At 72.5% G+C, this 23,363-nt stretch carries 21 protein-coding genes and 2 pseudogenes; 14 read left to right on the top strand and 9 right to left on the bottom strand.

What is annotated here, in order from left to right:
* Positions 1–17 precede the first annotated feature (17 nt).
* Positions 18–929: an aminoglycoside phosphotransferase family protein gene (locus tag EV284_RS22240; protein WP_130336950.1), complete on the top strand. Its 912-nt coding sequence runs from the start codon at positions 18–20 to the stop codon at positions 927–929.
* Positions 930–993: 64 nt separating this feature from the next.
* Here the strand turns inward: EV284_RS22240 and treZ are convergent, their stop codons facing one another.
* The gene (gene treZ / locus EV284_RS22235; protein ID WP_130336948.1) at positions 994–2,742 is read right to left on the bottom strand and encodes a malto-oligosyltrehalose trehalohydrolase; all 1,749 of its coding nucleotides are present in this window, start codon (positions 2,740–2,742) and stop codon (positions 994–996) included.
* A gap of 172 nt (positions 2,743–2,914) precedes the next feature.
* Here treZ and EV284_RS22230 point away from each other — a divergent pair, with 172 nt between their 5' ends.
* Together EV284_RS22230 and EV284_RS22225 are read left to right on the top strand one after the other, a co-directional pair.
* Complete coding sequence (locus tag EV284_RS22230; protein ID WP_130336946.1) at positions 2,915–3,466, top strand: DUF1707 and FHA domain-containing protein; 552 nt, start codon at positions 2,915–2,917, stop codon at positions 3,464–3,466.
* Between the two features lie 98 nt (positions 3,467–3,564).
* Complete coding sequence (locus tag EV284_RS22225; protein WP_130336944.1) at positions 3,565–3,963, top strand: SSI family serine proteinase inhibitor; 399 nt, start codon at positions 3,565–3,567, stop codon at positions 3,961–3,963.
* 60 nt (positions 3,964–4,023) lie between these two features.
* Here the strand turns inward: EV284_RS22225 and treY are convergent, their stop codons facing one another.
* Both treY and glgX read right to left on the bottom strand, forming a co-directional pair.
* The gene (gene treY, locus EV284_RS22220) at positions 4,024–6,393 is read right to left on the bottom strand and encodes a malto-oligosyltrehalose synthase (RefSeq protein ID WP_207229106.1); all 2,370 of its coding nucleotides are present in this window, start codon (positions 6,391–6,393) and stop codon (positions 4,024–4,026) included.
* Between the two features lie 121 nt (positions 6,394–6,514).
* A complete protein-coding gene (gene glgX, locus EV284_RS22215; protein WP_130336942.1) occupies positions 6,515–8,662 on the bottom strand; it encodes a glycogen debranching protein GlgX in 2,148 nt (715 codons plus the stop codon).
* A gap of 435 nt (positions 8,663–9,097) precedes the next feature.
* On the opposite strand from glgX, the gene EV284_RS22210 reads away from it, so the two are divergent.
* Together EV284_RS22210 and EV284_RS22205 are read left to right on the top strand one after the other, a co-directional pair.
* Entirely contained in the window at positions 9,098–10,339 is a 1,242-nt protein-coding gene (locus tag EV284_RS22210) for an SAV2148 family HEPN domain-containing protein (RefSeq protein ID WP_130336940.1), read from the top strand.
* Positions 10,340–10,433: 94 nt separating this feature from the next.
* Entirely contained in the window at positions 10,434–11,159 is a 726-nt protein-coding gene (locus tag EV284_RS22205) for a 3'-5' exonuclease (RefSeq protein ID WP_130336938.1), read from the top strand.
* A 16-nt stretch (positions 11,160–11,175) separates the two neighbouring features.
* Here EV284_RS22205 and EV284_RS22200 read toward each other — a convergent pair whose 3' ends face one another.
* Positions 11,176–12,036: an aminoglycoside phosphotransferase family protein gene (locus EV284_RS22200; protein WP_130336936.1), complete on the bottom strand. Its 861-nt coding sequence runs from the start codon at positions 12,034–12,036 to the stop codon at positions 11,176–11,178.
* Between the two features lie 195 nt (positions 12,037–12,231).
* Here EV284_RS22200 and EV284_RS22195 point away from each other — a divergent pair, with 195 nt between their 5' ends.
* From EV284_RS22195 to EV284_RS22170, 6 genes are all read left to right on the top strand, one after another.
* Positions 12,232–13,113 (top strand): sugar ABC transporter permease, encoded by an 882-nt coding sequence (locus EV284_RS22195; RefSeq protein ID WP_242625777.1) that lies wholly within the window; start codon positions 12,232–12,234, stop codon positions 13,111–13,113.
* Entirely contained in the window at positions 13,110–13,943 is an 834-nt protein-coding gene (locus EV284_RS22190) for a carbohydrate ABC transporter permease (protein ID WP_130336934.1), read from the top strand. The genes EV284_RS22195 and EV284_RS22190 overlap by 4 nt, the downstream gene beginning before the upstream one ends.
* Complete coding sequence (locus tag EV284_RS22185) at positions 13,943–15,223, top strand: extracellular solute-binding protein (protein ID WP_130336932.1); 1,281 nt, start codon at positions 13,943–13,945, stop codon at positions 15,221–15,223. Before EV284_RS22190 ends, EV284_RS22185 begins: the two co-directional genes overlap by 1 nt.
* Positions 15,224–15,279: 56 nt before the next feature.
* Positions 15,280–16,482: a macrolide-inactivating glycosyltransferase gene (mgt, locus tag EV284_RS22180; RefSeq protein WP_130336930.1), complete on the top strand. Its 1,203-nt coding sequence runs from the start codon at positions 15,280–15,282 to the stop codon at positions 16,480–16,482.
* Positions 16,483–16,638: 156 nt separating this feature from the next.
* Positions 16,639–17,184: a DUF1697 domain-containing protein gene (locus EV284_RS22175; RefSeq protein ID WP_130336928.1), complete on the top strand. Its 546-nt coding sequence runs from the start codon at positions 16,639–16,641 to the stop codon at positions 17,182–17,184.
* A 177-nt stretch (positions 17,185–17,361) separates the two neighbouring features.
* Positions 17,362–17,664, top strand: coding sequence for a hypothetical protein (locus EV284_RS22170; RefSeq protein ID WP_130336926.1), 303 nt, complete (start codon positions 17,362–17,364; stop codon positions 17,662–17,664).
* 38 nt (positions 17,665–17,702) lie between these two features.
* On the opposite strand, the pseudogene EV284_RS22165 reads toward EV284_RS22170, so the two are convergent.
* Positions 17,703–17,855, bottom strand: a pseudogene (locus EV284_RS22165) (IS701 family transposase); the annotation flags it as partial.
* A gap of 265 nt (positions 17,856–18,120) precedes the next feature.
* Here EV284_RS22165 and EV284_RS22160 point away from each other — a divergent pair.
* The 3 genes from EV284_RS22160 (at position 18,121) to EV284_RS22150 (ending at position 20,040) form a co-directional block, all read left to right on the top strand.
* Positions 18,121–18,531, top strand: a complete 411-nt coding sequence (locus tag EV284_RS22160; RefSeq protein ID WP_130336924.1) for a hypothetical protein — start codon at positions 18,121–18,123, stop codon at positions 18,529–18,531.
* Between the two features lie 94 nt (positions 18,532–18,625).
* On the top strand, positions 18,626–19,273 hold the full coding sequence (locus EV284_RS22155) for a hypothetical protein (RefSeq protein WP_130336922.1): 648 nt from the start codon (positions 18,626–18,628) through the stop codon (positions 19,271–19,273).
* Between the two features lie 305 nt (positions 19,274–19,578).
* Positions 19,579–20,040 carry a hypothetical protein gene (locus tag EV284_RS22150; RefSeq protein WP_130336920.1) on the top strand — a complete coding sequence of 154 codons (462 nt, stop codon included), beginning with the start codon at positions 19,579–19,581 and terminating at the stop codon, positions 20,038–20,040.
* Positions 20,041–20,095: 55 nt separating this feature from the next.
* Here EV284_RS22150 and EV284_RS22145 read toward each other — a convergent pair.
* From EV284_RS22145 to EV284_RS22130, 4 genes and pseudogenes are all read right to left on the bottom strand, one after another.
* A pseudogene (locus EV284_RS22145) lies at positions 20,096–20,914 on the bottom strand (IS5 family transposase).
* A gap of 41 nt (positions 20,915–20,955) precedes the next feature.
* Positions 20,956–21,696 carry a sirohydrochlorin chelatase gene (locus EV284_RS22140; protein ID WP_130336918.1) on the bottom strand — a complete coding sequence of 247 codons (741 nt, stop codon included), beginning with the start codon at positions 21,694–21,696 and terminating at the stop codon, positions 20,956–20,958.
* 6 nt (positions 21,697–21,702) lie between these two features.
* On the bottom strand, positions 21,703–22,587 hold the full coding sequence (locus EV284_RS22135) for an ABC transporter permease (RefSeq protein ID WP_130336916.1): 885 nt from the start codon (positions 22,585–22,587) through the stop codon (positions 21,703–21,705).
* Complete coding sequence (locus tag EV284_RS22130) at positions 22,574–23,353, bottom strand: ABC transporter ATP-binding protein (RefSeq protein ID WP_130336914.1); 780 nt, start codon at positions 23,351–23,353, stop codon at positions 22,574–22,576. Before EV284_RS22130 ends, EV284_RS22135 begins: the two co-directional genes overlap by 14 nt.
* Between the last annotated feature and the right edge of the window lie 10 nt (positions 23,354–23,363).

Raw genomic sequence — 23,363 nt, 5'->3', positions numbered from 1 at the left:
ACGGCGAGACACGACCCATGACCCGGCCACCGACCCCCACCCCGGACACCGTGCGCGCCCTGGTCCGCTCGCTGCTCAGGAGCGGTACGGCCAAGGGGCCCGAAGTACGGCCCGTCGCACCGGAGCACCCGTACACCTGGTGGGTCGGGACCCGGTACGTGCTGCGGCTCGCGCCCGACCGGGAGGCGTCCGTCCGGCTGCGGCGGGAGACGCGGCTCAGGGACCTGGTGCGGCCCCACGTGCCCGTCGTCGTCCCGTCCGCGGTGGCGCACGGCGACTGGACGCCCGGCCTCGCCTGCACGCTCGACGCCCGGCTGCCGGGTGACTACGGCGGCGGGCACGAGGTGTCCGCCCTCGGGGAGGCCGACCTCGCGGGCCTGCTCACCGGGCTGCGGGCGGTTCCCGTGCGGCAGACCGAGACGCTCGGGGTGCCGCACGTGGCCCCGCGGTCGCTGGGGGCGCTGCGCCGGATCGCCGCCCACGCGGCCGAACGGCTCGCCGCCGCCGACGAGTTCGACGCGGGGCGGTTGCACCAGCTCACCCCTTCCGGCGCCGCGCAGCTCGCCGCCCAGGGCGGCTCGGCCGTGCTCACCCACCACCGGCTCACCGACGAGCACGTGCTGATCAGCGCCGACGGCCGGGTTCGCGCGGTCCTCGACTGGACCGGCGCGGCGCTGGGGGACCCCGCCGAGGACATCGCCGCCCTCGCCACCTCCGTGGGCGCCCCCGCCGCCGTCCGCGCCGCCACTCTCGCCGGGTACGGCCCCCGCCCCTGCCTGCGTGGCCTCTGGCTCGCCCGCTGCGACACGGTGATCGCCTTGACGGAGCACCTGGACACCCCGGCGGCGGGCTCCCCGCACGCGGCGCTGCTCCGGGCGTGGGAGCCGATCATGCTGGAGCGGGTCACGGAGCTGAAGGAGAAGGAGTAGGCGTGCCGGCGGGCACGGGGAGAGCGACCACCTCCCGTTACCCGCCACCGCGCCCGGCGGCGGCCTACGGCTGTGACAGCACCACGCAGGACTCGGCCGGTACCTGGAGCATGCCGTCCGGGCCCGGCGGCTCCACCGACTCGTCCCAGGCGGCGAGGATCTCCAGCTGGCCCGTGCCCAGCGGGATGGCGGCCGGCTCCTTGCCGAGGTTGACCGCGACGCGGATGTCGCCCCGGCGGAAGGCCAGCCAGCGGGCGGACTCGTCGTAGGCGACCTTGGTGTCCGCGAGGTCGGGCACGGTGAGGTCGGGGCGGTCGTGGCGCAGCGCGATGAGGCGGCGGTACCAGGCGAGGACGCGGGCGTGGGGATCGCGCTCCGGCTCGGACCAGTCCAGGCAGGAGCGGTCGCGGGTGGCGGGGTCCTGCGGGTCGGGCACGTCCTCCTCCGCCCAGCCGTGGGACGCGAACTCCCGCCGCCTGCCGCGCCGTACGGCCTCGGCCAGCTCGGGGTCGGTGTGGTCGGTGAAGTACTGCCATGGGGTGCCGGCCGCCCACTCCTCGCCCATGAACAGCATCGGGGTGAGCGGCGAGGTCAGGGTGAGCGTGGCCGCGCACGCCAGCAGGCCGGGGGAGAGGGTGGCGGCGAGACGGTCGCCCTGGGCGCGGTTGCCGACCTGGTCGTGGGTCTGGCTGTACCCCAGCAGCCGGTGCCCGCTCAGCCGGGCCCGGTCCAGCGGGCGGCCGTGGGCCCGGCCCCGGAAGCTGGAGTAGGTGCCGTCGTGGAAGTAGCCGCCGGTCAGGGTCTTGGCCAGCGCGGCGAGCGGGGCGCGGGCGAAGTCGGCGTAGTAGCCCTGGGCCTCGCCGGTCAGGGCGGTGTGCAGGGCGTGATGGAAGTCGTCGTTCCACTGGGCGTGCAGACCGAGACCGTGCTCGGTGCGCGGGGTGATCATCCGGGGGTCGTTGAGGTCGGACTCCGCGATCAGGAACAGCGGGCGGCCCACCTCCTCGGCCAGGGCGTCGACCGACTCCGACAGCTCCTCAAGGAAGTGCCGGGCGCGGTCGTCGTGCAGGGCGTGCACGGCGTCCAGACGGAGCCCGTCGAGGCGGTAGTCCCGCAGCCAGGCCAGGGCGCTGTCCCGGAAGTAGGCCCGCACCTCGTCCGAGCCGGGCGCGTCCAGGTTCACGGCGGCACCCCACGGCGTCTGGTGCGTCTCCGTGAAGTAAGGCCCGAACGCCGGGAGTTGGTTGCCGGACGGGCCGAGGTGGTTGTGGACCACGTCCAGCACGACCCCCAGGCGGAGTTCGTGCGCGCGGTCCACGAACCGCTTCAGCGCCTCCGGCCCGCCGTACGGCTCGTGCACCGCCCACGGCGCGACTCCGTCGTACCCCCAGCCGTGCCGGCCCGGGAAGGAGGCGAGCGGCATCAACTCAACGTGGGTGACGCCCAGTTCCCTCAGATGGCCGAGACGCTCGGCGGCCGCGTCCAGGGTGCCCTCGGGGGTGTACGTACCCACGTGCAGCTCGTACAGCACCGCGCCCGGCAGCCCGCGCCCCGGCCAGTCGGCGCGCCACGCGTACCGGTCCTGGTCCACGACCGCGCTCAGCCCCTCCGGGCCGTCCGGCAGGCGGCGCGAGCGCGGGTCGGGCAGGACGGGCCCGTCGTCCAGCGCGAAGCCGTACCGCGCGCCGTCCGCCGCGTCCGCCTCCGCCGTCCACCAGCCCGTCCGCCGCGGATCGGGTTCCATCGCCCGCGTGGCGCCCTCGCACTGGAGCGCGACCCGGTCTGCCTGTGGTGCCCACACCTCGAACTTCACGGACGGTTCCCCTTCGTCTGCTCACCGTGATGCAGTCGGTCCATCGTGCCGCGAATTCGATCAGTCCGCTTTCGAATCGGGGCTTTCCGCCCGGGTGTCGCGGAAGTGGGCGGCCACGGGCACCGGTTGCCTCGCTGGACACCCCGGGGTGCGCTGCCCGACAATCACGAACGTGACGTCGTCCTTCGAATTCCCCGTGCATCCCGTACGGGTCTCCGACGCGGAACGCGACAAGGCGCTGCGGGTACTGCGGGACGGCGTCGCCCTGGGCAGGCTCTCGCACGACACGTTCGTGCACCGCATGGAGCTGGTCCTCGCCGCACGCAGCCCCCGCGAACTCGCCGTGCTCACCGCCGACCTCAAGGACGGCAACCGGCTGAGCCGCGCGCTGTTCGGCACCGTGGAGGCCGTGTCGGGCTTCGGCGTCCGGCTGAGCCGGGCCTGGCGCGCCGAGCGGCTGCCCAAGCTGCTGCTGCCCCACCCCGCGCACGGCCATCCGCTGCGCATCGGCCGCGACCCGGCCAGCGGGCTGCGGCTCAACCACGACACGGTCTCCCGGGTGCACGCCGAGCTCCGGTACCAGGGCGGCATGTGGGTGCTGCGGGACCTCGGCTCGACCAACGGGACCACGGTGAACGGGCGCCGGGTGCTGGGTGCGGTGGCGGTGCGCGAGGGGGACCTCGTCGGCTTCGGCACGGTGTCCTACCGGCTCGCGGCCGACTGACACGCCGGACCGAACTGGTGTGCCCGTATCGGGCCTCCTGGCTGCCGTTCGGGTGAGCCGGGCTGGCGCGGCCCGGCTCACGTGCCGATGCACCGGGCATGAACCGTCTGACACGCACGGCGGCGCTCGCCGCCGCCCTCATGGCCACCTGTCTGCTCGCTCCCGGCACCACGGCCCACGCGGCGTCCGGTGACTGGCTCTCCCTCACCGTCACCCGGCCCGGCACCACCGGGGGCGGCACCCGCGCCGCCCTGCTGCTCTGCGACCCGCCGCAGGGCCACCCGAAGGCCGCCGAGGCGTGCGCCGAACTGAGCGCCGCCGACGGCGACTTCAGCCGCCTGGGCGACAGCGCCACCCTCTGTCCGCTGATCTACGCGCCCGTCCGCGCGAGCGCCCACGGCCGCTGGAACGGCCGGCGGATCGACCACGAGCGGACCTACGGCAACGCGTGCGAGCTGCGTGCCGCGACGGGTGACGTGTTCGCCCTGGAGGGCTGACGGCGAGGCCGGTGGCGCGCTCCTCCCGCGTCCCCGCGCCACCCGGCCCGCCCCACTCGCTCAGACCACGTCGCCCGCTTCGTCCACCCGCTCCAGCAGCCCCACCGGCAGCGCGGAGAACAGCTCCTCCGCGCGTACCTCGCCGGTGAACTCGCGGTCCGGGGCGAGCACGTCCCGCCAGCGGCCGGGCGGCAGGGTGAGCCGGGTGTCCCGCCAGCCGCCGGCCTCCTCCAGGTGCACCGAGAGCCGGGTCGCCGCCGCGATCACCTCACCGGAGCGGGAGAACGCCAGCACGTGCTCGGCCGACGGGCCCTCGGCGAGCAGCGGGGCATAGGCGCCCTCCCTGCCGAAGACCTCCGGCCGGCGCGCCCGGAGCCGCAGTGCCGCCCTGGTCAGCGCTTCCTTCTCACCGGGCGCGGCCGGCGGGAAGGGCACCGGTCGCCGGTTGTCGGGGTCCACCAGCGCCCGGTACTCGCTCTCCGTCCCCTGGTACAGGTCGGGCACGCCCGGCATCGTCAGGTGCACCAGCGCGGTGCCCAGCACGTTGGCCCGGATGTGCGGCTCCAGCCCCTTGCGGAAGGCGGCCACCCGCTCCCCGGGCGGCCCGCAGGGGCCGGTGGCGACGAACGCGGCCACCGCGTCCTCGTACGGCGCCTCCCGCTCGGTCCAGCTCGTGTACATGCCCGCCTCGCGGACGTGCTTCAGCAGCGCCTCGCGTACCCGCTCCTCCTCGGCCGGGCCGAGCCCGAACACCGTCTGCCAGGCCGCCCAGGCCAGTTGGCCGTCGGGGACCACCTCCGGTTCCCGGCTCACCTCGGCGAGCAGCTTGGCCCAGCGGCCGGGGCACTCGGTGAGCACGTTCAGCGCCGCCCGGACGTCCGCGCTGCGCTTGGTGTCGTGCGTGGTGACCACCGTGCCGGTGTCCGGCCAGTGGCTCGCCACCCGGGCGCAGTATGCGTGGAACTCCGCCGGGGAGACCCCGGGCCGGCCCGGATCGCCGCCGACCTCGGTCGCCGACAGCAGCGGGACGTAGCGGTAGAACGCCGTGTCCTCCACCGACTTGGCCCGCAGCGCCGACGCGGTCTGCGCGAACCGGGCGCGGAACTCGGTGAGTTCGGGCAGCGTGCCGTGGTCCGGGCCGATCAGCAGCCCGCGTACCAGGTCGACCGCGTCGGCCTCCTCCGCCACCGCGAACGCCCGCCGGGCCTCCGCGGCCGCCTCCTCGGTGACCACGGCGGCGGCGTCCCCGGAGGTGTACGGCCGGTAGACCGGCATCCGTACCAGCAGTTCCTCCAGGGCCGTGCGCAGCGCCCAGGGCGCCCGGTCGCGCAGCGCCAGGTCCGGCGAGGCGGCGCACAGCCGGACCGCCGAGCGGGTGAGCCGGTCCGCCTCGGCGGCCAGCTCATGGGTGAGCACCTTGTACGCGGCGCGCCGCACCGTGGCGTCCCAGTCACCGCCCCGGTCGAGCTGAGGGGCCGCGAATCCCCGGTAGTGGGCCTCGAGTTCGGCGGCGCCGGCCGGACCGGTGAACACCCCGTCGATACGGCGCAGGGCGTCGTAGCCGGTGGTGCCGGCCACGGGCCAGGAGTCCGGGAGCTGCTCCTCGTCGGCGAGGATCTTCTCCACCACCGTCCAGCGGCCACCGGTCGCCTCGTCCAGCCGGGCGAGGTAGGCGTCGGGGTCGGCGAGGCCGTCCGGGTGGTCGATGCGCAGGCCGTCGATCACGTCCTCGGCCAGCAACTGGAGGATCTTGCCGTGGGTGGCGTCGAAGACCTCGGGGTCCTCCACCCGCACCCCGATCAGCTCGGAGATGCTGAAGAAGCGCCGGTAGTTCAGCTCGGTGCGGGCCAGCCGCCACCACACCGGGCGGTACCACTGGGCGTCCAGCAGCTCGGGCAGCGGCAGGCCCTCCGTGCCGGAGCGCAGCGGGAAGAGATGGTCGTGATAGCGCAGCAGCTCGCCCTCGGCCACCAGATGCTCGCGCTCGGCGCTGATGGGCCCGCCGAGCACCGGCAGCAGCACCTGGCCGCCGCGCGAGGCCCAGTCGATGTCGAACCAGCGCGCGTACGGCGACTCCGGGCCCTCCCGGAGCACCTCCCACAGGGCGCGGTTGTAGCGGGGTGCCATCGCCATGTGGTTGGGCACGATGTCCACCACCAGGCCGAGCCCGTGCTCCCGCGCGGTGCGCGACAGGGACCTGAGCCCGTCCTCGCCGCCCAGCTCCGCGCGCACCCGCGCGTGGTCCACGACGTCGTAGCCGTGGGTGGAGCCGGGGACGGCCTCCAGGACGGGGGACAGATGCAGGTGCGAGACGCCCAGCGACGCCAGATAGGGCACGGACGCCTCGGCGGCGGCGAAGGGGAACGAAGGCTGGAGCTGTAGGCGGTAGGTGGCCGTGGGCACCCCTGGTCCGGGTCGCACTGAAGTCATGCAGAGCTACGTACCCCGCCTGCCGCTCTTCGTGTCATCCGCCGGGGCATCCGGCCCGGGACGGCCCACACGAACCGGACAGCCGGGGACACGGCGGCTCCCGTGTCCCCGGCCGTGGGCGCTACGCCGGGCGCTGGAGCACGGTCAGGCTGCGGTCCGGCAGGGTGAGGTGGTCGCCGGCCGCCACCTTCGGACCCTGGCCCGGCGGCACCCCCTCGGGCCGCGCGGTGTCCACGACCACCTGCCACTGCCTGCCGTGGTCCACCGGCACCAGGAAGTCCAGCGTCTCGTGCGAGGCGTTGAACATCAGCAGGAACGAGTCGTCCGCGATTCGCTCTCCCCGCGGGCCGGGCTCGGAGATGGCATTGCCGTTCAGGAAGACGGCCAGCGCGGAGGCGGGCGCCGAGTCCCAGTCGGCCTGGGCCATCTGCTCGCCCTCGGGGGTGAACCAGGCGACGTCCGACAGCTCGTCCTGGGTGCCCTCCACCGGGCGCCCGTGCAGGAAGCGGCGGCGCCGGAACACCGGGTGCTCGCTGCGCAGCCCCACCATCGCGCGGGTGAACTCCAGCAGCGCGGCCCGCTCGTCGCCCTCGGCACCGGTGGCCTCCACCGCGTCCTCGGGGTCCGGCCAGTCCACCCAGGAGATCTCGTTGTCCTGGCAGTAGGCGTTGTTGTTGCCGCGCTGGGTGCGGGCGAACTCGTCACCGTGGCTGATCATCGGCACGCCCTGGGACAGCATCAGGGTGGCGATGAAGTTGCGCATCTGCCGGCCGCGCAGCTCGCGCACCTCGGTCTCGTCGGTGTCGCCCTCCACTCCGCAGTTCCAGGACCGGTTGTGACTCTCGCCGTCCCGGTTGTCCTCGCCGTTGGCGTCGTTGTGCTTGTCGTTGTACGAGACGAGGTCGTGCAGGGTGAAGCCGTCGTGGCAGGTGACGAAGTTGATCGACGCCAGCGGGCGGCGGCCGTCGTCCTGGTAGAGGTCGGAGGAGCCGGTGAGCCGGGAGGCGAACTCCGCCAGCGCGCGCGGCTCCCCGCGCCACAGGTCCCGCACGGTGTCCCGGTACTTGCCGTTCCACTCGGTCCACAACGGCGGGAAGTTGCCCACCTGGTAGCCGCCCTCGCCCACGTCCCACGGCTCGGCGATCAGCTTCACCTGGGAGACCACCGGGTCCTGCTGGACCAGGTCGAAGAACGACGACAGCCGGTCCACCTCGTGGAACTGCCGGGCCAGGGTCGCCGCGAGGTCGAAGCGGAACCCGTCGACATGCATCTCGGTCACCCAGTACCGCAGCGAGTCCATGATGAGCTGCAGGACGTGCGGCGAGCGCATCAGCAGGCTGTTGCCGGTGCCGGTGGTGTCCATGTAGTAGCGCGGATCGTCGGTCAGCCGGTAGTACGACGGGTTGTCGATGCCCTTGAACGACAGCGTCGGACCCAGGTGGTTGCCCTCGGCGGTGTGGTTGTAGACCACGTCGAGGATGACCTCGATCCCGGCCTCGTGCAGCGCCCGTACCGCCGACTTGAACTCCAGCACCTGCTGGCCCCGGTCGCCCCAGGAGGCGTAGGCGTTGTGCGGGGCGAAGAAGCCGATGGTGTTGTAACCCCAGTAGTTGTTCAGGCCCATGTCGACCAGGCGGTGGTCGTTGACGAACTGGTGGACCGGCATCAGCTCCAGCGCGGTCACGCCGAGCCGGGTCAGATGCTCGATGACGGCCGGGTGGGCGAGGCCCGCGTAGGTGCCGCGCAGCTCGTCCGGCAGGCCCGGGTGACGCATGGTCAGGCCCTTCACATGGGCCTCGTAGATCACCGTGCGGTGGTAGTCGGTGCGCGGCGGGCGGTCGTCGCCCCAGTCGAAGTAGGGGTTGATCACCACCGAACTCATGGTGTGCGGGGCGGAGTCGAGGTCGTTGCGCCGGTCGGGGGCGTCGAAGTGGTAGCCGTACACCTCCTCGCCCCACTGGACCGACCCGCTGACCGCCTTCGCGTACGGGTCGAGAAGCAGCTTCGCCGAGTTGCAGCGCAGCCCCCGCTCGGGCGCGAAGGGGCCGTGCACCCGGAACCCGTACCGCTGGCCCGGCATCACGCCGGGCAGGTACGCGTGCCGGACGAACGCGTCGCTCTCGCGCAGTTCCACCGCCGTCTCGGAGCCGTCGTCGTGCAGCAGACACAGCTCCACTCGGTCCGCGGCTTCGGTGAAGACCGCGAAGTTGGTACCGGCACCGTCATAGGTGGCGCCGAGGGGATACGCCTCTCCAGGCCAGACCTGCATGCGCTCGACTCTTCCAGGTGCGGGGCCCCGATGGGGGCGCGTTGGCGGTGAGTCTCCCCGAAAGTGAGGGCACCTGACGTCTACCGCCCTCCGCTGCCGGCCGACCCGTGGTCACGGATGACCTCTACCCCCACCCGAAGGAGGGAAGCCGAGCCGGCCCCGGCGAGCCCGGCTCGGTCCGCCCCCGGCCGGGGGCGCTCAGGGCGGGAGTCACCGGCACACGCGCCGCTCACCAGCGGCGCACCGCCCCCGGTACCGCTTCGCGCCGCTATGACTCCGCTCACTCCCCGCGCTCCGGAACCCCCGGAACGGCCACTGGAGGCAGGCAAGTTGAGAAACCGACCTGTCCATCCGGCTGCACCGCCGACCGCTCCCGGAGTACCCTTCCTTGATCGTTGGGACGGGGAAGGTCCGGGGGACGGAAGGCGGTGCAGGGTGGGCTCGGGAGGGCTGGAGCTGCCCCCTGGTGGCGAGGGTCACGAGGGGAGCGGTTCCACGGATGTCCCGCCCGGCGCGGTGTCCCTGGCACGTCCGATGGGCGCGGGGTCGATCGGACCGGAACTGGACTGGGACGCGGGCGCCTGGCTGGAGGTGCGCACCCGGGCCCAGCGGGCGGGTCGCGCCTACATCTGGCTCAACCTCGTCGAGCAGCGGCTGCGCGCGGTGGTGGCCGCCGTGCTGCGCCCCGTCTACGAACCCGTGCACGGCGACGACTGGGTGGTGGCCGCCGCCGGGCCGGCTGGCCAGGAGTGGGTGCAGCGGGCCGTGGCGGTTCGTGAAGTGAGCCGCCGCAAGGGCTACTTGCTCGACCCGGCCGACGACAACGTGCTGAGTTTCCTGACGTTGCCCCAACTGCGCGAGCTGATGGTGCAGCACTGGCCGTGCTTCGAACCGTACTTCGACGAACGCCGGGACCTCGAACTCGCCCTGGACGAGCTGGAGGTGACCCGGAATGTCGTCTCCCGCAACCGGGCGCTGTCCGAGGCGGTGCTGAACCAGGCCGAGCGCGCCTCCGCCCGGCTGCTGGAGCTGCTGGGCGCCGCCGGCGACGTGCCCTCGGCGGGCCGGCTCCCGGTCGACGCGGTCGAGGACCTGGTCGGCGACCGGTACGCGGACGTGGTCGCGGTGCACTCCGACCGGGTGCGGCTGATGGGCCAGTTCCCGGCCGAGGACCTGTTCGGCGGGGCCCGCCGGCTGGACGCCATCGGTATCGGGCTCAACCTCCTGGTGCAGAACTTCTCCGGCCGGCGCCTGGTCCGGCTCGCCGAGTCCGGCTGCCGGGTCCGGCTGCTCTTCCTCAACCCCGCCTCCAGCGCGGTCAAGCGCCGCGAACGCGAACTGGGCATGAAACGCGGTGAGTTGGCTCGCTCGGTCGAGATGAACATCCTGCACATGCGCCGCGTCCGCTCCCGGCTGCGCGACCCGGGCGCCTTCGAGATCCAGGTGTACGACGAGACCCCGCGCTTCACCGCCTACCTGGTGGACGGCGACGGCGCGGACGGCATCGCCGTGGTGCAGTCCTATCTGCGGGGGGCGCGCGGTATGGAGTCGCCGGTCCTGGTGCTGCGCGGCGGTAGCCGGGTGGTCACATCGGACCAGTCGGGCGATTCCGGACTCTTCCCCACCTATCGGGAGGAGTTCGAGCTGGCCTGGGCGGACTCGCGGCCGGTGTCCTGAAGGCGGCGGCAGACGGGCGGCCGGGGGCGTTGTCAGTGCCCCGTGTCATGGTGGAGCCACTGGGGGAACGCACCACCAAGAAGGGGGGCCGCCCATGGGCTGGCACCGGGAGCCGCTGCTCGGCTTCGACCTGGAGACGACCGGAACCGATCCGCGTCAGGCGCGCATCGTCACGGGCGCCGTGCTGGAGGTCAAGGCCGGCGAGGCCGTGGGACGCCGGGAGTGGCTGGCCGATCCGGGCGTGGAGATACCGGCCGACGCGGTCGCCGTGCACGGCATCAGCAACGAACGCGCGGCCGCCGAGGGCCGCCCGGCCGACCAGGTCGCCGACGCCCTGGCGAACGCGCTGACCGCCGCCTGGGACGCGGGCATGCCGGTGGTCGCGTACAACGCGGCCTTCGACCTCACCCTGCTCTCCGCCGAGCTGCACCGCTACGGACTGCCCTCGCTGGCCGAGCGGCTGGGCGGCCGGGTCCCGGCCCCTGTCGTCGACCCGTACACCATCGACCGGCGGGTCGACCGCTACCGCCGGGGCAAGCGCAACCTGGAGGCGGTCTGCGCGGAATACGGAGTGGTGCTCGACGCGGCCCACGACGCGTCGGCCGACGCGCTGGCCGCCGCCCGGCTGGCCACCGCGATAGCCGAGCGGTACCCGAAGATAGCCGGGCTGGGTCTGGCGGAGCTGCACCGCCGCCAGGTCGAGTGGTACGCCGAATGGGCCGCCGACTTCGAGGCGTTCCTGCGGCGCAAGGGCGAGGCGGACGCGGTCGTCGACCGGGTCTGGCCGGTGCGCGAGCTGACGGACGCCGTCGTGCCGTAGCCCGCTTCGGCCGCGATCAGAAGGGGTACCAGCGCACCGACTCGTCCCCGTCCCGCAGGGACGCCACCCGGCGTTCGAACTCCGCGAGTGCCTTGGGGTTGGCCGGGGCGTGCTGGGCGACCCAGGCGCAGCTCGCCGTCTCGCGGGCGCCGCGCAGCACCGAGCAGCCCTCCCACTCGCGCACGTCCCAGCCGTAGGTCGAGGTGAAGGCGTCGTACGCCTCGGCGGGCAGGCCGTAGCGGTCGCGGGAGAGGGCCATCACCACGAGGTCGTGCTCGCGCAGGTCGGCGGAGAAGGTCTCCAGGTCCACCAGGACCGGCCCGTCCGGGCCGATGTGCACATTGCGGGGCAGCGCGTCCCCGTGGATCGGGCCGGGGGTCAGACGGGGGGTCAGCGCGGCGGCGGCCGCGGCGAAGCCGTCGCGCCGGGCGCGCAGATAGGCCGCGTCCCCGGGATCGATCGCGTCGCCCGCCAGCCGCAGCCAGCGTTCCACCCCGCCCAGCAGTTCGCGGGGCGGCAGCGGCACCGGGGGAGCGGGCAGGGCGTGCACGGCCCGCAGCAGCTCGGCCACATCGCGGGGTTCGGCGGGGCGTACGGGGTCGGGCAGCCGGTGCCAGACGGTCACGGGGTGACCGTCGACCAGCAGCGGTTCGGGCTCGGCCGCGCGCACCGAGGGCACCCCGGAATCGGCGAGCCAGGTGGCCACGGCCAGTTCGCGGCGGGCCCGGTCGAGCAGCTCGGCGTCGCGGCCGACCTTGACGACCAGGTCCCCGGCGGCGAACACGGCGTTCTCGCCCAGGGCGAGGAGGCGCGCGTCCGTCGCCGGGGGCAGCACCTTCGCGCCCGCCAGTACCGCTCGCGCCCGTGCCTCGTCCATCGTCCGCCTCCGTGCCCTGTGGCCGTCGTGTGTCCCGCTCCGGGCCAGTCTCGCATTCACACAGGTCGGACGGTGTGCGGTCCCTTGACGGACCGCGCTTCGTTCACGACCATGAACACGCCAACCGGGCCAGGCAAAGGGGCTGATTCCATGACATCGCCGGTGACATCGCCGGTCGAAGCGCGGCCTGCGTCCGTGCCCACCGGTGGCCGCGACCACGCCGTCTGGTTCCTGGTGCTGCCCGCCCTGATCCCGATCCTCGTGCTCAGCGTGGGCCCGCTGCTCTACGGCGTCCTGCTCTCCTTCACCGACGCCCAGTCCGGCCGCACCGCGCCGACCCACTGGATCGGCGCGCTGAACTTCCAGGACCTGCTGCACGACACGCTGTTCTGGGAGTCGTTCCGGATCGGCCTGGTGTGGGCGGTCGGCGTGACCGTCCCGCAGTTCCTGCTGGCGCTCGGCCTCGCCCTGCTGCTCGACCAGGACCTCAGACTGCGCTGGCTCGCGCGCGCCCTCGCCATCGTCCCCTGGGCGATGCCCGAGGTGGTCGTCGGCATCATGTGGCGCCTGGTCTACAACCCGGACGCGGGCATCCTCAACGAGACGCTGCGTGACCTCGGTCTCGGCGACGGACGGGACTGGCTGAGCGGTCTGGCCACCGCGCTGCCCGCCGTGATCGTCGTCGGAATCTGGGCCGGGATGCCGCAGACCACGGTCGCCCTGCTCGCCGGCCTGCAGAACACCCCGCGCGAACTCCACGAGGCGGCCGCCGTGGACGGCGCCGGCGCCTGGCGGCGGTTCCGCGCGGTCACCTGGCCCGCACTCAGACCCGTGGCCCTTTCCATCACCGCGCTCAACCTGATCTGGAACTTCAACTCCTTCGCCCTGGTGTACGTGCTCACCAGCGGCGGACCCGGCGGAAAGACCCGGCTGCCCATGCTGTTCGCCTACGAGGAGGCCTTCCGCTACGGCCAGTTCGGCTACGCGGCCGCGATGGGCTGCGTGATGGTCGCCGTCGTCTCCGTCATGCTCGCGGTGTTCCTCGCGGGCCGGCTGAAGGGAGGCGAGGACGCGTGAGGACCCGGCCCGCGGCCCGCGCGGGGCAGTACGCCGCCCTGCTGGCCTATCTGATCTTCCTGGCGTTCCCGTTCCTCTGGCTGCTGTCGACCGCGTTCAAGCCGCCGCGCGAACTCGGCAGCCTCCACCCCACCTGGATTCCGCGCCACCCCACCCTCGCCAACTTCCGGCAGGCGTTCGACGAGCAGCCCCTCCTGCACGCCGCCCTCAACTCCCTGCTCGCGGCGCTCGGCGCGGCCGTCGTCGCCGTACTGATCGCCACCCCGATGGCGTACGTCACGGCCCGGCACCGCACCTGGCCGGCGCGGGCGGCGAGCGGATGGGTGGTGGTCAGCCAGGCGTTCCCGTTCGTGCTGGTCATCATCCCGCTGTTCCTGGTGCTGAAGCGGCTGCGGCTGATCGACTCCCTGGCCGGGCTGACCCTGGTCTACGTGGTGTGGTCGCTGCCGTTCGCGCTGTGGATGCTGGTCGGGTACGTACGGGCGGTCCCCGCCGAGCTGGAGGAGGCCGCCGCCGTCGACGGGGCCGGGCGGCTGCGGACCCTGGTGTCGGTGACGGCGCCGCTGCTCGCGCCGGGCATCGCGGCGACCGCGCTGTTCGCGTTCGTCACGGCGTGGAACGAGTTCTTCTTCGCGCTCGTCCTGCTCAAGAGCCCCGGCAACCAGACCCTGCCGGTCGTGCTGACCCATTTCATCGGCGCGGAGGGCGTCGCCGACCTCGGCCCGCTGGCCGCGGCCGCGTTCCTCGCCACCCTGCCCTCCCTCGTGGTGTTCGCCCTGCTCCAGCGGCGGATCACCGGGGGCCTGATCGCCGGAGCGGTGAAGAGCTGATGCGGACCAGGATCACCATGGCGGCCGCCGCCCTCCTGCTGCTCCTCGCGGGCTGCTCCTCGGGCGGTCAGAAGGGCGGCGGACCCGTCACCCTGCGCTTCCAGTCCCTCGCCTGGCAGCAGGAGTCGGTCGCCGCCAACAAGGAACTCGTGCGGGAGTGGAACGCCGCCCACCCGGACGTCCGGGTCGAGTACGTGCAGGGCAACTGGGACGGCGTCCACGACCAGTTGCTCACCTCCTTCGAGGGCGGCGAGGCTCCCGACGTCATCCACGACGCCTCCGACGACCTGGCCGACTTCGCCTACGGCGGCGACCTCGCCGACCTGAGCGGACTGCTGCCCGCCCGGCTCACGTCGGACATCCCGCAGCGCAGCTGGCAGGCGACCACCTTCGGCAAGGGTGTCTACGGCGTGCCCTTCCTCCAGGAACCCCGCGTGCTCATCGCCAACTCCGCCTGGCTGCGGAAGGCGGGGGTGCGCATCCCGACGCCCGAACACCCCTGGAGCTGGGCGGAGTTCCGCGAGATCACGGCGCGCCTGAGCGGCGGCGGCAAGTACGGCGTCGCCTGGCCGCTGAAGGAGCCCGTGTCCGTCACCCTCAACCTCGGGCTGTCGGCGGGCGGCACGCTCTTCCACCGGGGGAGCGACGGCAAGGTCAGCGTGCGCTTCGGGGCCGGTGACGCCGTCGTACCGCGCACCGTGCACGACCAGGTCGCCCGCGACCGCAGCGCGCCCGCCTCGACGCTCGGCAGCGGGGGCTCGGACACGCTGCCCGGCTTCTTCGGCGGGCGGTACGCGATGGTCCCGCTGGGCTTCTCCTACCGCCAGCAGATCGAACAGCAGGCCCCCGAGGGCTTCGAGTGGGAGGTGCTGCCCGCCCCGGCCGGCGCCGACGGGCTCACCCAGGGCGTCAGCCCGCAGACCCTCTCCATCGCCGAGGACTGCCCGCACAAGAGGGAGGCCGCCCGGTTCATCGACTTCCTGCTCAGGCCCAGGAACATGGTGCGCCTCGCCCTCGGCGACTGGATGCTCCCCACCGGCACCCAGGCCCTCGCCGACCCGGCCCTGCACACCGCCGACCGCGGCTGGGCCACCGGTACCGCCCTGGCCGCCCGGCTGCGCCCGGCGCCCGCCCAGTCGGTGCGCGGCTACCCGGAGTGGAAGGACAAGATCGCCACTCCGGCCTTCCAGGAGTACTACAGCGGCGCCATCGGCCTCGCCGAGCTGCGCAGGAGACTGGAGAAGGACGGCAACCTGGTCCTCGCCCGCTACCAGCGCTGAGCGGCCGGGCGGAATTCGCTGGAGCGGGTCATCGGTCTCCCCCTAGCCTCGACGGCATGACCCCCCAGCGCCCCGCACACATCGCCATGTTCTCCATCGCCCAGCACGGCCATGTGAACCCCAGCCTGGAGGTGATCAGGGAACTCGCCGCACGCGGCCACCGCGTCACCTACGCCATCCCGCCGCTCTTCGCCGAGAAGGTGGCCGCCACGGGCGCCGTGCCCGTGCCCTACACCTCCACCCTGCCCGGCCCCGACGCCGACCCCTCGGCGTGGGGAACCACCCTCCTGGACAACGTGGAACCCTTCCTCGCCGACGCCGTCCAGGCGCTGCCCCAGCTCATCAAGGCGTACGAGGGCGACGAACCCGATCTGGTCCTGCACGACATCGCCTCCTACCCCGCCCGCGTCCTGGCCCACCGCTGGGGCGTGCCCGCCGTCTCGCTCTCCCCGAACCTCGTCGCCTGGGAGGGCTACGAGAAAGAGGTCGCCGAGCCCATGTGGGCCGAGCCGCTGAAGACCGAGCGCGGCCGGGCGTACTACGCCCGGTTCGCGGGCTGGCTCGCGGAGAACGGCATCACCCAGCACCCGGACCCGTTCGCCGGCCGCCCCGCCCGTTCCCTGGTCCTCATCCCCAAGGCGCTCCAGCCGAACGCCGACCGGGTCGACGAGCGCGTGCACAGCTTCGTCGGCGCCTGTCAGGGTGACCGCGCGGACCAGGGCACCTGGGAGCGGCCCGAGGGCGCCGAGAAGGTGGTCCTCGTCTCCCTCGGCTCGGCCTTCACCAAGCGGCCCGCCTTCTACGCCGAGTGCGTACGCGCCTTCGGGGACCTGCCCGGCTGGCACCTGGTCCTCCAGATCGGCCGGCACGTGGACCCCGCCGGACTCGGCGAGCTGCCCGCCAACGTCGAGGTGCACTCCTGGGTACCGCAGTTGGCGGTGCTCCGGCAGGCCGACCTGTTCGTCACGCACGCGGGCGCGGGCGGCAGTCAGGAGGGGCTGGCCACGGCGACCCCCATGATCGCCGTCCCGCAGGCCGTCGACCAGTTCGGCAACGCCGACATGCTCCAGGCACTCGGCGTGGCCCGCACCCTGCTCACCGAGGACGCCACCGCCGACCGCCTCCGCCAGACCGCCCTCACGCTGGTGGACGATCCCGACGTGGCGGCCCGGCTGCGGCAGATCCAGGCCGACATGGTGCGCGAAGGGGGCACGACGCGGGCCGCCGACCTGATCGAGGCGGAGCTGCCGGGGCGCTGACCTCGGTGGAGAAACGTTGTTGAACCAGTCACAAGATCGTGGAGGAGTTGCCCGGCACCCACTCGATCCGACAGAGTTTCCCGCAACGGGCGTACCGTCCGGTACGGCCGTCGTGCCCGCCCCCACGGGGCACGACGGCCGTTCTATCGTGGGCGGATGACGACGACGTACGCGGCGCTGCTGCGCGGGATCAACGTGGGCGGCACCAAGAAACTTCCCATGGCCGACCTGCGAACTCTCCTTGCCGAGCTGGGACATGGCGACGTTCGCACTCATCTGCAGAGCGGTCAGGCCGTCTTCACCGCCTCACAGGGCGACGAGGGCATCCTGGCTCAGGAGTTGAGCGTGGCCATCGAGAAGCGGTTCGGCTTCCCGGTCGACGTCGTCGTGCGGGACCACGCCTACCTGGCGGCGGTCGCGGAAGCCTGCCCGTTCCCCGCCGACGCGCTGGAACCCAAACAGGTGCACGTCACCTACTTCTCCGGCCCGGTGGACCCCGAGCGCTTCGCCGGGATCGACACCGCCGCCCGCCTCCCCGAGGAGTTCCACCTCGGCGACCGCTGCCTGTACCTCTACGCACCCGACGGGCTCGGCCGCTCCAAGCTCGCCGATGAGCTGAGCCGCCCGCGCGTCACCAAGGGCCTGATCGCGACCACCCGGAACTGGAACACCGTCCGCAAACTGGTCGAGCTGACCGGCTGAGGGCGCCCTCTACCGGACGGCCGGGGAATGTCAACCCCCTTTCACTCCAAAGGGGTTGATTGCTGGTGCCGCCGGCCGCCTGGTGGGTAACGTCACCGACCGAGCCGACCCGGCACGCTTCCCTCGCCGCTACCCGGCCCCCGTAAGGCCCCCGGATCAGGAGTGAGGACGACAGACGTGAACGCGTACAACCACCCCGGCAGCACCTCGGGCCGACCGGTACCCGGCGGCGACGGTACCGACCTGGAGACCCTGATCCAGCTCGCGGACGGCCTCGTCGCCGCGCTGCACGCCGAGTACCCGGTACTCCTCGAACACGGCGAGATCATCCAGGCGGAGCTGGCCCTCGCGGCCGACGACGGCTTCCCGCCCAACCGGGGCCGCATCCGCCACCAGCTCGACGACCTCTGCATCGGCGCCGCGGCCGGGACGGGCACCCTGGAGTACACCCGGCGCCTGACGACGGCGCTCAACCTGTAGGCGGGCACCCCTGGTACTCCAGCTGTAGATCGCGATCTTCATGTCTGATTCGCTGCTTGTCCGCGGTAGTGGCTGGTTTGAGCTCGGGCCTGGTGGCGGCGTCGCCAGACGAACCGGCGGAGCCGATGGGCCGCGCCGCGGGTAGGGCGCACGACGAGCTTCGTGAACAGTCGCTGGATCTCGTTGCAGGTTCCACGGAGGCCAGATCGGCTGGTCAGTCTCGCTGCTCCCCGGCCTCCTACGAACTGCGGCGGCGCGCACGGGCTTCCGTGCGCGCCGACGCTGTTGGCGCGGCCTACGTCCAGCGCTCCGTGTAGGACCGCGAGACCGACAACTCCCACCGGATCTCCGACTCCTACGACCGCGCCGGGAACGTCACCTCCAGCGCGCAAGCTGACCACCGGGTCGGCGAGGTCCTGGCACAACCAGTGCTACACCTATGACTACCTCAGGGAGATGGTCGACGCCTGGACCTCCTCCCAGACGGTCGGCACCGCCAGCACCGGCTGCAAGTCCGCCTCCGGCACGGTGTGGGGATATCGCCAGGACGGGCAGCCCTCCGCCGGCCCCGTCGCCGAGGCGCCGGACTACGCGACGGACGCCACGGCGCCCGACAGCGACATGGCGGCCTCGCTCACCGCCGCCGCGCCCGCGGCCGGCACAGTCTCCACGGACGCCAACGCCTACTGGCAGTCCTTCACCTTCGAACGTCCGCGTGATCTGGCCCCCCGCGTACCCGGAGTGGAGACGGAACCGAGAGCGGGCGGCGGAACGCGCGTGGGTAAGGTCATGGGTGCCTTCGGAGTGCTCGGCGACCTCGCCATGGGCTGGGACATCACCCCGCAGGTGGCATGCGACAGCGACTGAGGAGAGGGCCGCGAGGGCCATGGCGAAAGAGCGAGTGACCGTGTGCGTTCCACGGTGCGAGCCGGGGGACCTGCCCGGGGTGATCGGCGCCGCCATGGCTCCGTACGAGTACGGCCGCCGTTTCGCCCCCGGGGAGCCGGAGGTGGAGACCTGGTGGGACTACTGGCGGATCGACGGAGGGGGCTGCGAGTTCTCCGTCGTCGCGGGCCACGAGGACGACCCGCGTCTCGTCCGGGCGACCCACACGCTGTCGGGGGAGCGGCGGGATCTTCCCCTCTCGCTGTGCGACGGCGGGCCGCGGGGGTTGCTGGATCTGGAGACTCCGCGTGCGCGGGCGGCCGCGGAGGCGCGCGGTGCCTTCGAGGCCTGGCAGGCGTTCGCCGCCGGGTATCCGCCGGTGCGCCCGTCGGGTTACTTCTGGGCCAGGCACCACGCGGACCCCGAGGGCTACCCGGTGCCGCAGGCCGTGGAGGACTACCGCACCCAGCCGGCGTTGGTCGCGCTCGCCGAACGGCCGGAACTAGAGGACCTGGTGGGCGGCGACCCAGCCGCCCGGCTGGTGGGCGACCTCGGCGCCCACCTGCGGGAGGCCGCGGACCAGGCGCTTCTCACGAACGCGCTGCTGACCCTGGACGGCCGCTGGCTCGTCATCGCCGGGCCCGAACGGTACCGGTACTTCAACGAGTACCTGGATTCCCGCACGCCGGACACGATGGTCGTACGCGTGCTCTACCACGGCTGAGGCAGGGCTGCCGGAACGCGGGGCTGCCGCCCTTCACCAAGGTTCCCGACACCGCCGAGACCGCCCTCGCCGGGCTGCTGGAGCAGGCGGCGGACGCCGGCAGTGCCGGGCTTCGCAGACCGTGGCCTTACGGAAGCAGGCACTGCCCTTCAACTTGGCGGTCACCTGACCCATGGGACAGGCTCTAGGCCGTGTCGTCAAAAGGGTTGCGGCCCGTGAGGTTGGGCTGACCGACGCGGAGGACGGACTGCCTGGTCAACGAATCTCACGTGCCAGCGCCGCTGCGCCTGGCTGATGATGGACCGATGTTGAACGTCACCGGCGCGGACGATGCCGAAAGCACGGCTCTCTTGCTGACCCTGATGCACCGACTGCACAAGCAACTGGACGATTTCACCACTCAGCTCTACCTCGCGCACAACTTCGGACATGAGTCCGGGCTGGTGCCTGCCATTTTGATCGAGAAGCATGCCGCAGGACCTGAACTGCGGCTCCACCACCGCTTCAGCTTCCTCGCGGAGGGTGATGCCGATGTCAGTGAGCTGCGATTTTCGGCAGGAGTGACCATCACCTCGGCCGGGTGCATCGTTCAAGCCATGGTGGATGTCGACCTTGAGCGACCCTTCGGAGAGTTCGGAGCCGACGTCCACACCCTCTATTTCGAGCGGATCGATCAACTTTCCCTCATGGACGCCCTAAGCCGTTTGCAGGAGCAGGTCACGGCGCTCTGCACGATGGGCGATGTCCCGGACCGTCTGGGCTTTTGATACACGCTGATTGCGATCAACTCGTCGACAGCACCCGGGAAGCCAGGCGAGAGGATCACGCCCACATCAGGAGTGATGCGAGGGCGACCGCAGCTTCGTAGGGCTGGGCGGTCTTGTCAGACCGGGTGGCATGCCCCGCCACTGCTTCAAGCGGTTGAAGCACCGTTCCACGACGTTGCGATGCTTATAGACCTCGCGGTCGAAAGCCGGCCTCCGTTACTCCATCGCCGGGCCCGGTTGCGGGCCTGGTCTGCCCGCTCGGGGATCGTGTGGGAGATGCGCCGCCGGCGGAGCCAGGTGCGGATCGCTTTCCAGCTGTAGCCCGTGTCGCCGAGGACGTGATCGGGCCGGATGCGGGCCCGTCCGGATCCGATGCGTGGCACTCTGATCGCGTCCATGACCGCGGTGAACTGGGTGCAGTCGTTGATGTTGCCGCCCGTGACGACGAATGCGAGCGGGCGGCCCGATCCGTCGCAGGCCAGGTGGATTTTGCTGGTCAGGCCGCCTCTGGACCGGCCGAGGGCCGGGTCGCGGAGCCCCTTTTTCGGGCCCCGGCCGCGTGCTGGTGGGCGCGAACGATCGTGGAGTCGACCGACACCAGCCATTCGACGTCGCCTGCTGCGTCGGCTTTCGCCTGGGCGGCCCGGAGCATCCGGTCGAACGTGCCGTCCGTCGCCCACCTGCGGATGTGGAGCGTGGCCCACGGCCCGTATCGCTCGGGCACGTCCCGCCAGGCGGTCCCGGTCCGGAACTTGCACACGATCCCGTTCAGGACCCTGCGGTCGTCCAGCCGTTTCCGCCCCCGCATCGACTCGGGCAGCAACGCCCGGACGAACTCCCACTCGGCATCGGACAACTCATGACGACGTATCACGACCCCGTGATTCACCACCCAAGATCATTTGAAGACACCGCCTAGGCCCCCACGGCCACCGGAACCGTCCGCAGCGCCTCGGTGTAGCGGTCGAGCAGCACCCGCGCCACCTCCGGCGCCGGGCCCAGCACCTCGGCCAGGACGTCCGCGTCGGCCGCGCCCCGCGCGATCCGGTCGGGCAGGAAGCCCGGCGCCAGCACGTAGGGTGCGACGGCCACGCGCTCGCACCCCTGGGCGCGCAGCTCGCGCACGGCGTCCTCGGTGCGCGGGAGGCGGGCGGAGGCGAACGCGGGTCGCACGGCGCGCCAACCGGTGCGCCACCACTCCCGCGCGATGTCGGCGATCACCGCGATCGCCTCCGCGTCGGAGGACCCCGCCGAGGCCAGCACGACCCCGGTCGAGGACTTGTCGGCGGGGTCCAGTCCCGCCTCGGACAGGCGCCGTTCGAGCGCCGAGACCAGCAGCGGCGACGGACCGAGCACGTCGGCCTGCCGGACCCGCATCCCGCGCGGCGCCTCCCGCAGCACGGCCGGGATGTCGGCCTTGGCGTGGAAGGCGCGGGTCAGCAGCAGCGGCTGCGCCACCACCTCGCGCACCCCGTCGGCCGCCAGCGACTGGAGCACGCCGCCGACCGAGGGCACGTTGAAGTCGAGGAAGCCGGTCACCACCCTGAGGTCCGGCCGCATCGCCCTCACCCGCGCCACCAGGGCGTGCACGGTCGCGGCGTGCCGGGGGTCGCGGCTGCCGTGGGCGACGATCAGGAGAACGGGTGTGTGGTGCATGGGAGTTCAGCTCTTCACCAGCAGGCCCCGGCTGCGCAGCACCCACCGCTCCAGCGGACTGAAGATCAGCAGGTCGACCGCGATGCCGACGAACAGGATCAGCAGGATGGCCTCGAACACCATCGCCATGTCCAGGGCGTTGCGGCCGTTCTCCAGCAACTGGCCGAGGCCGACGCCCAGATCGGGGAAGGACGCGATGATCTCGGCCGCCATCAGCGAGCGCCAGGAGAACGCCCAGCCCTGCTTCATCCCGGCCACATAGCCGGGCAGCGCGGCGGGCAGCGTGATGTGCCAGACACCGCGCAGCCCGCCGGCGCCCATGGTGCGGCCCGCCCGCAGGAACAGCGGGGGCACCTGGTCGATGCCGGACACCAGGCCGTTGGCGATGGAGGGCACGGCGCCGAGCAGGATCACCGCGTACATCATCGAGTTGTTCAGCCCCAGCCAGATCACCGCCGGGGGCACCCAGGCCACCGAGGGCAGCGACTGGAGGCCCGACAGGATCGGCCCGAGGGCTGCGCGCACGAACTTCACCCGTGCCACCAGCAGGCCCAGCGGGGTGCCGATGAGCAGGGCCAGACCGAAGCCCAGCAGACCGCGCGAGACGCTGGTCCAGATGTAGCCGAGGAGCTTGCCCTCCAGCCAGTCCCGCTGGACCGCCTCCCACACCGCCCTCGGCGCGGGCAGCTTGGTGGGGTCGGTGACGACCCCGAAGGACACCAGGGCCTGCCAGACCAGCAGCACCACCAGCACGGCGGTGACCGGCGGCAGCACCTTGGTGACCAGGGTCTGCCTCAGCGGCACCCGTGCGCCCCGCGGGGTCTCCAGGGCGTCGAGGCCCGCCTCCACGCTCCCCGTGCCGGGAGCCGGTGTCGTCTCAGTGCTGGCCATGGCGGCGGATCTCCCCTCGCAGTGCCTCGGTGATCTCCAGGGACAGTTCCGCCACGGGGGCGTCCTCAATGCGGCGGGGCTGCGGGATGTCCACCGTCCACTCGTGGGCGACCTTGCCCGGTCGGGAGGACAGCAGCACGACCCGCTGGGCCAGTCGTACCGCCTCGCGCACGTTGTGCGTCACGAAGAGCACGGACAGGCCGGTCTCCGTCCAGACGCGGGTCAGCTCGTCGTGCAGCACGTCGCGGGTGATGGCGTCGAGGGCCGCGAACGGCTCGTCCATCAGCAGCAGTCCGCTCTCCTGCGCCAGCGCGCGGGCCAGCGCCACCCGCTGCCGCATACCGCCGGAGAGTTCGTGCACCCGCTTGCCGTACGCGCCGCCCAGCCTGACGAGTTCGAGCAGTGACTCGGCCTTGTCGCGGCGCTCGCCCTTGGGCACGCCCCGCAGGCGCAGGGCGAGTTCGATGTTCTTGCCCGCGGTCAGCCACGGGAAGAGGGCGTGCTCCTGGAACATCAGGGCCGGACGGCCGTCGGTGTCGATGGACCCGGCGCTGGGCCGGTCCAGGCCCGCCACCAGGTTGAGCAGGGTCGACTTGCCGCAGCCCGAGGCCCCCAGGAGGGTGACGAACTCGCCGGGCGCGACATCGAGGTTGATGTCGTCCAGCACGAGCTGCTGTCCGCCCGGGCCCGGAAAGGACTTGGAGACGTGGTCGAGGCGGGCGGCGTACTCGACCGCCGGGCCGGCCGTGGTGAGGGTGGTGGCCATGGTCGTCACC

The organism is Streptomyces sp. BK022, assembly GCF_004217355.1.
In the GTDB taxonomy this organism is placed as follows: Bacteria; Actinomycetota; Actinomycetes; order Streptomycetales; family Streptomycetaceae; genus Streptomyces; species Streptomyces griseoluteus.
The sequence above is the reverse complement of the archived record's forward strand: the minus strand, read 5'-3'. Positions and strand labels throughout refer to the sequence as shown.

Bases quoted from the DNA above. Each gene is read 5' to 3' on its own strand.
- EV284_RS22240 (WP_130336950.1), top strand. From the start codon at position 18: ATGACCCGGCCACCGACCCCCACCCCGGACACCGTGCGCGCCCTGGTC.
- EV284_RS22225 (WP_130336944.1), top strand. From the start codon at position 3,565: ATGAACCGTCTGACACGCACGGCGGCGCTCGCCGCCGCCCTCATGGCC.
- treY (WP_207229106.1), bottom strand. From the start codon at position 6,393: ATGACTTCAGTGCGACCCGGACCAGGGGTGCCCACGGCCACCTACCGC.
- glgX (WP_130336942.1), bottom strand. From the start codon at position 8,662: ATGCAGGTCTGGCCTGGAGAGGCGTATCCCCTCGGCGCCACCTATGAC.
- EV284_RS22205 (WP_130336938.1), top strand. From the start codon at position 10,434: ATGGGCTGGCACCGGGAGCCGCTGCTCGGCTTCGACCTGGAGACGACC.
- EV284_RS22200 (WP_130336936.1), bottom strand. From the start codon at position 12,036: ATGGACGAGGCACGGGCGCGAGCGGTACTGGCGGGCGCGAAGGTGCTG.
- EV284_RS22185 (WP_130336932.1), top strand. From the start codon at position 13,943: ATGCGGACCAGGATCACCATGGCGGCCGCCGCCCTCCTGCTGCTCCTC.
- mgt (WP_130336930.1), top strand. From the start codon at position 15,280: ATGACCCCCCAGCGCCCCGCACACATCGCCATGTTCTCCATCGCCCAG.
- EV284_RS22175 (WP_130336928.1), top strand. From the start codon at position 16,639: ATGACGACGACGTACGCGGCGCTGCTGCGCGGGATCAACGTGGGCGGC.
- EV284_RS22160 (WP_130336924.1), top strand. From the start codon at position 18,121: ATGGTCGACGCCTGGACCTCCTCCCAGACGGTCGGCACCGCCAGCACC.
- EV284_RS22155 (WP_130336922.1), top strand. From the start codon at position 18,626: ATGGCTCCGTACGAGTACGGCCGCCGTTTCGCCCCCGGGGAGCCGGAG.
- EV284_RS22150 (WP_130336920.1), top strand. From the start codon at position 19,579: ATGTTGAACGTCACCGGCGCGGACGATGCCGAAAGCACGGCTCTCTTG.
- EV284_RS22140 (WP_130336918.1), bottom strand. From the start codon at position 21,696: ATGCACCACACACCCGTTCTCCTGATCGTCGCCCACGGCAGCCGCGAC.
- EV284_RS22135 (WP_130336916.1), bottom strand. From the start codon at position 22,587: ATGGCCAGCACTGAGACGACACCGGCTCCCGGCACGGGGAGCGTGGAG.
- EV284_RS22130 (WP_130336914.1), bottom strand. From the start codon at position 23,353: ATGGCCACCACCCTCACCACGGCCGGCCCGGCGGTCGAGTACGCCGCC.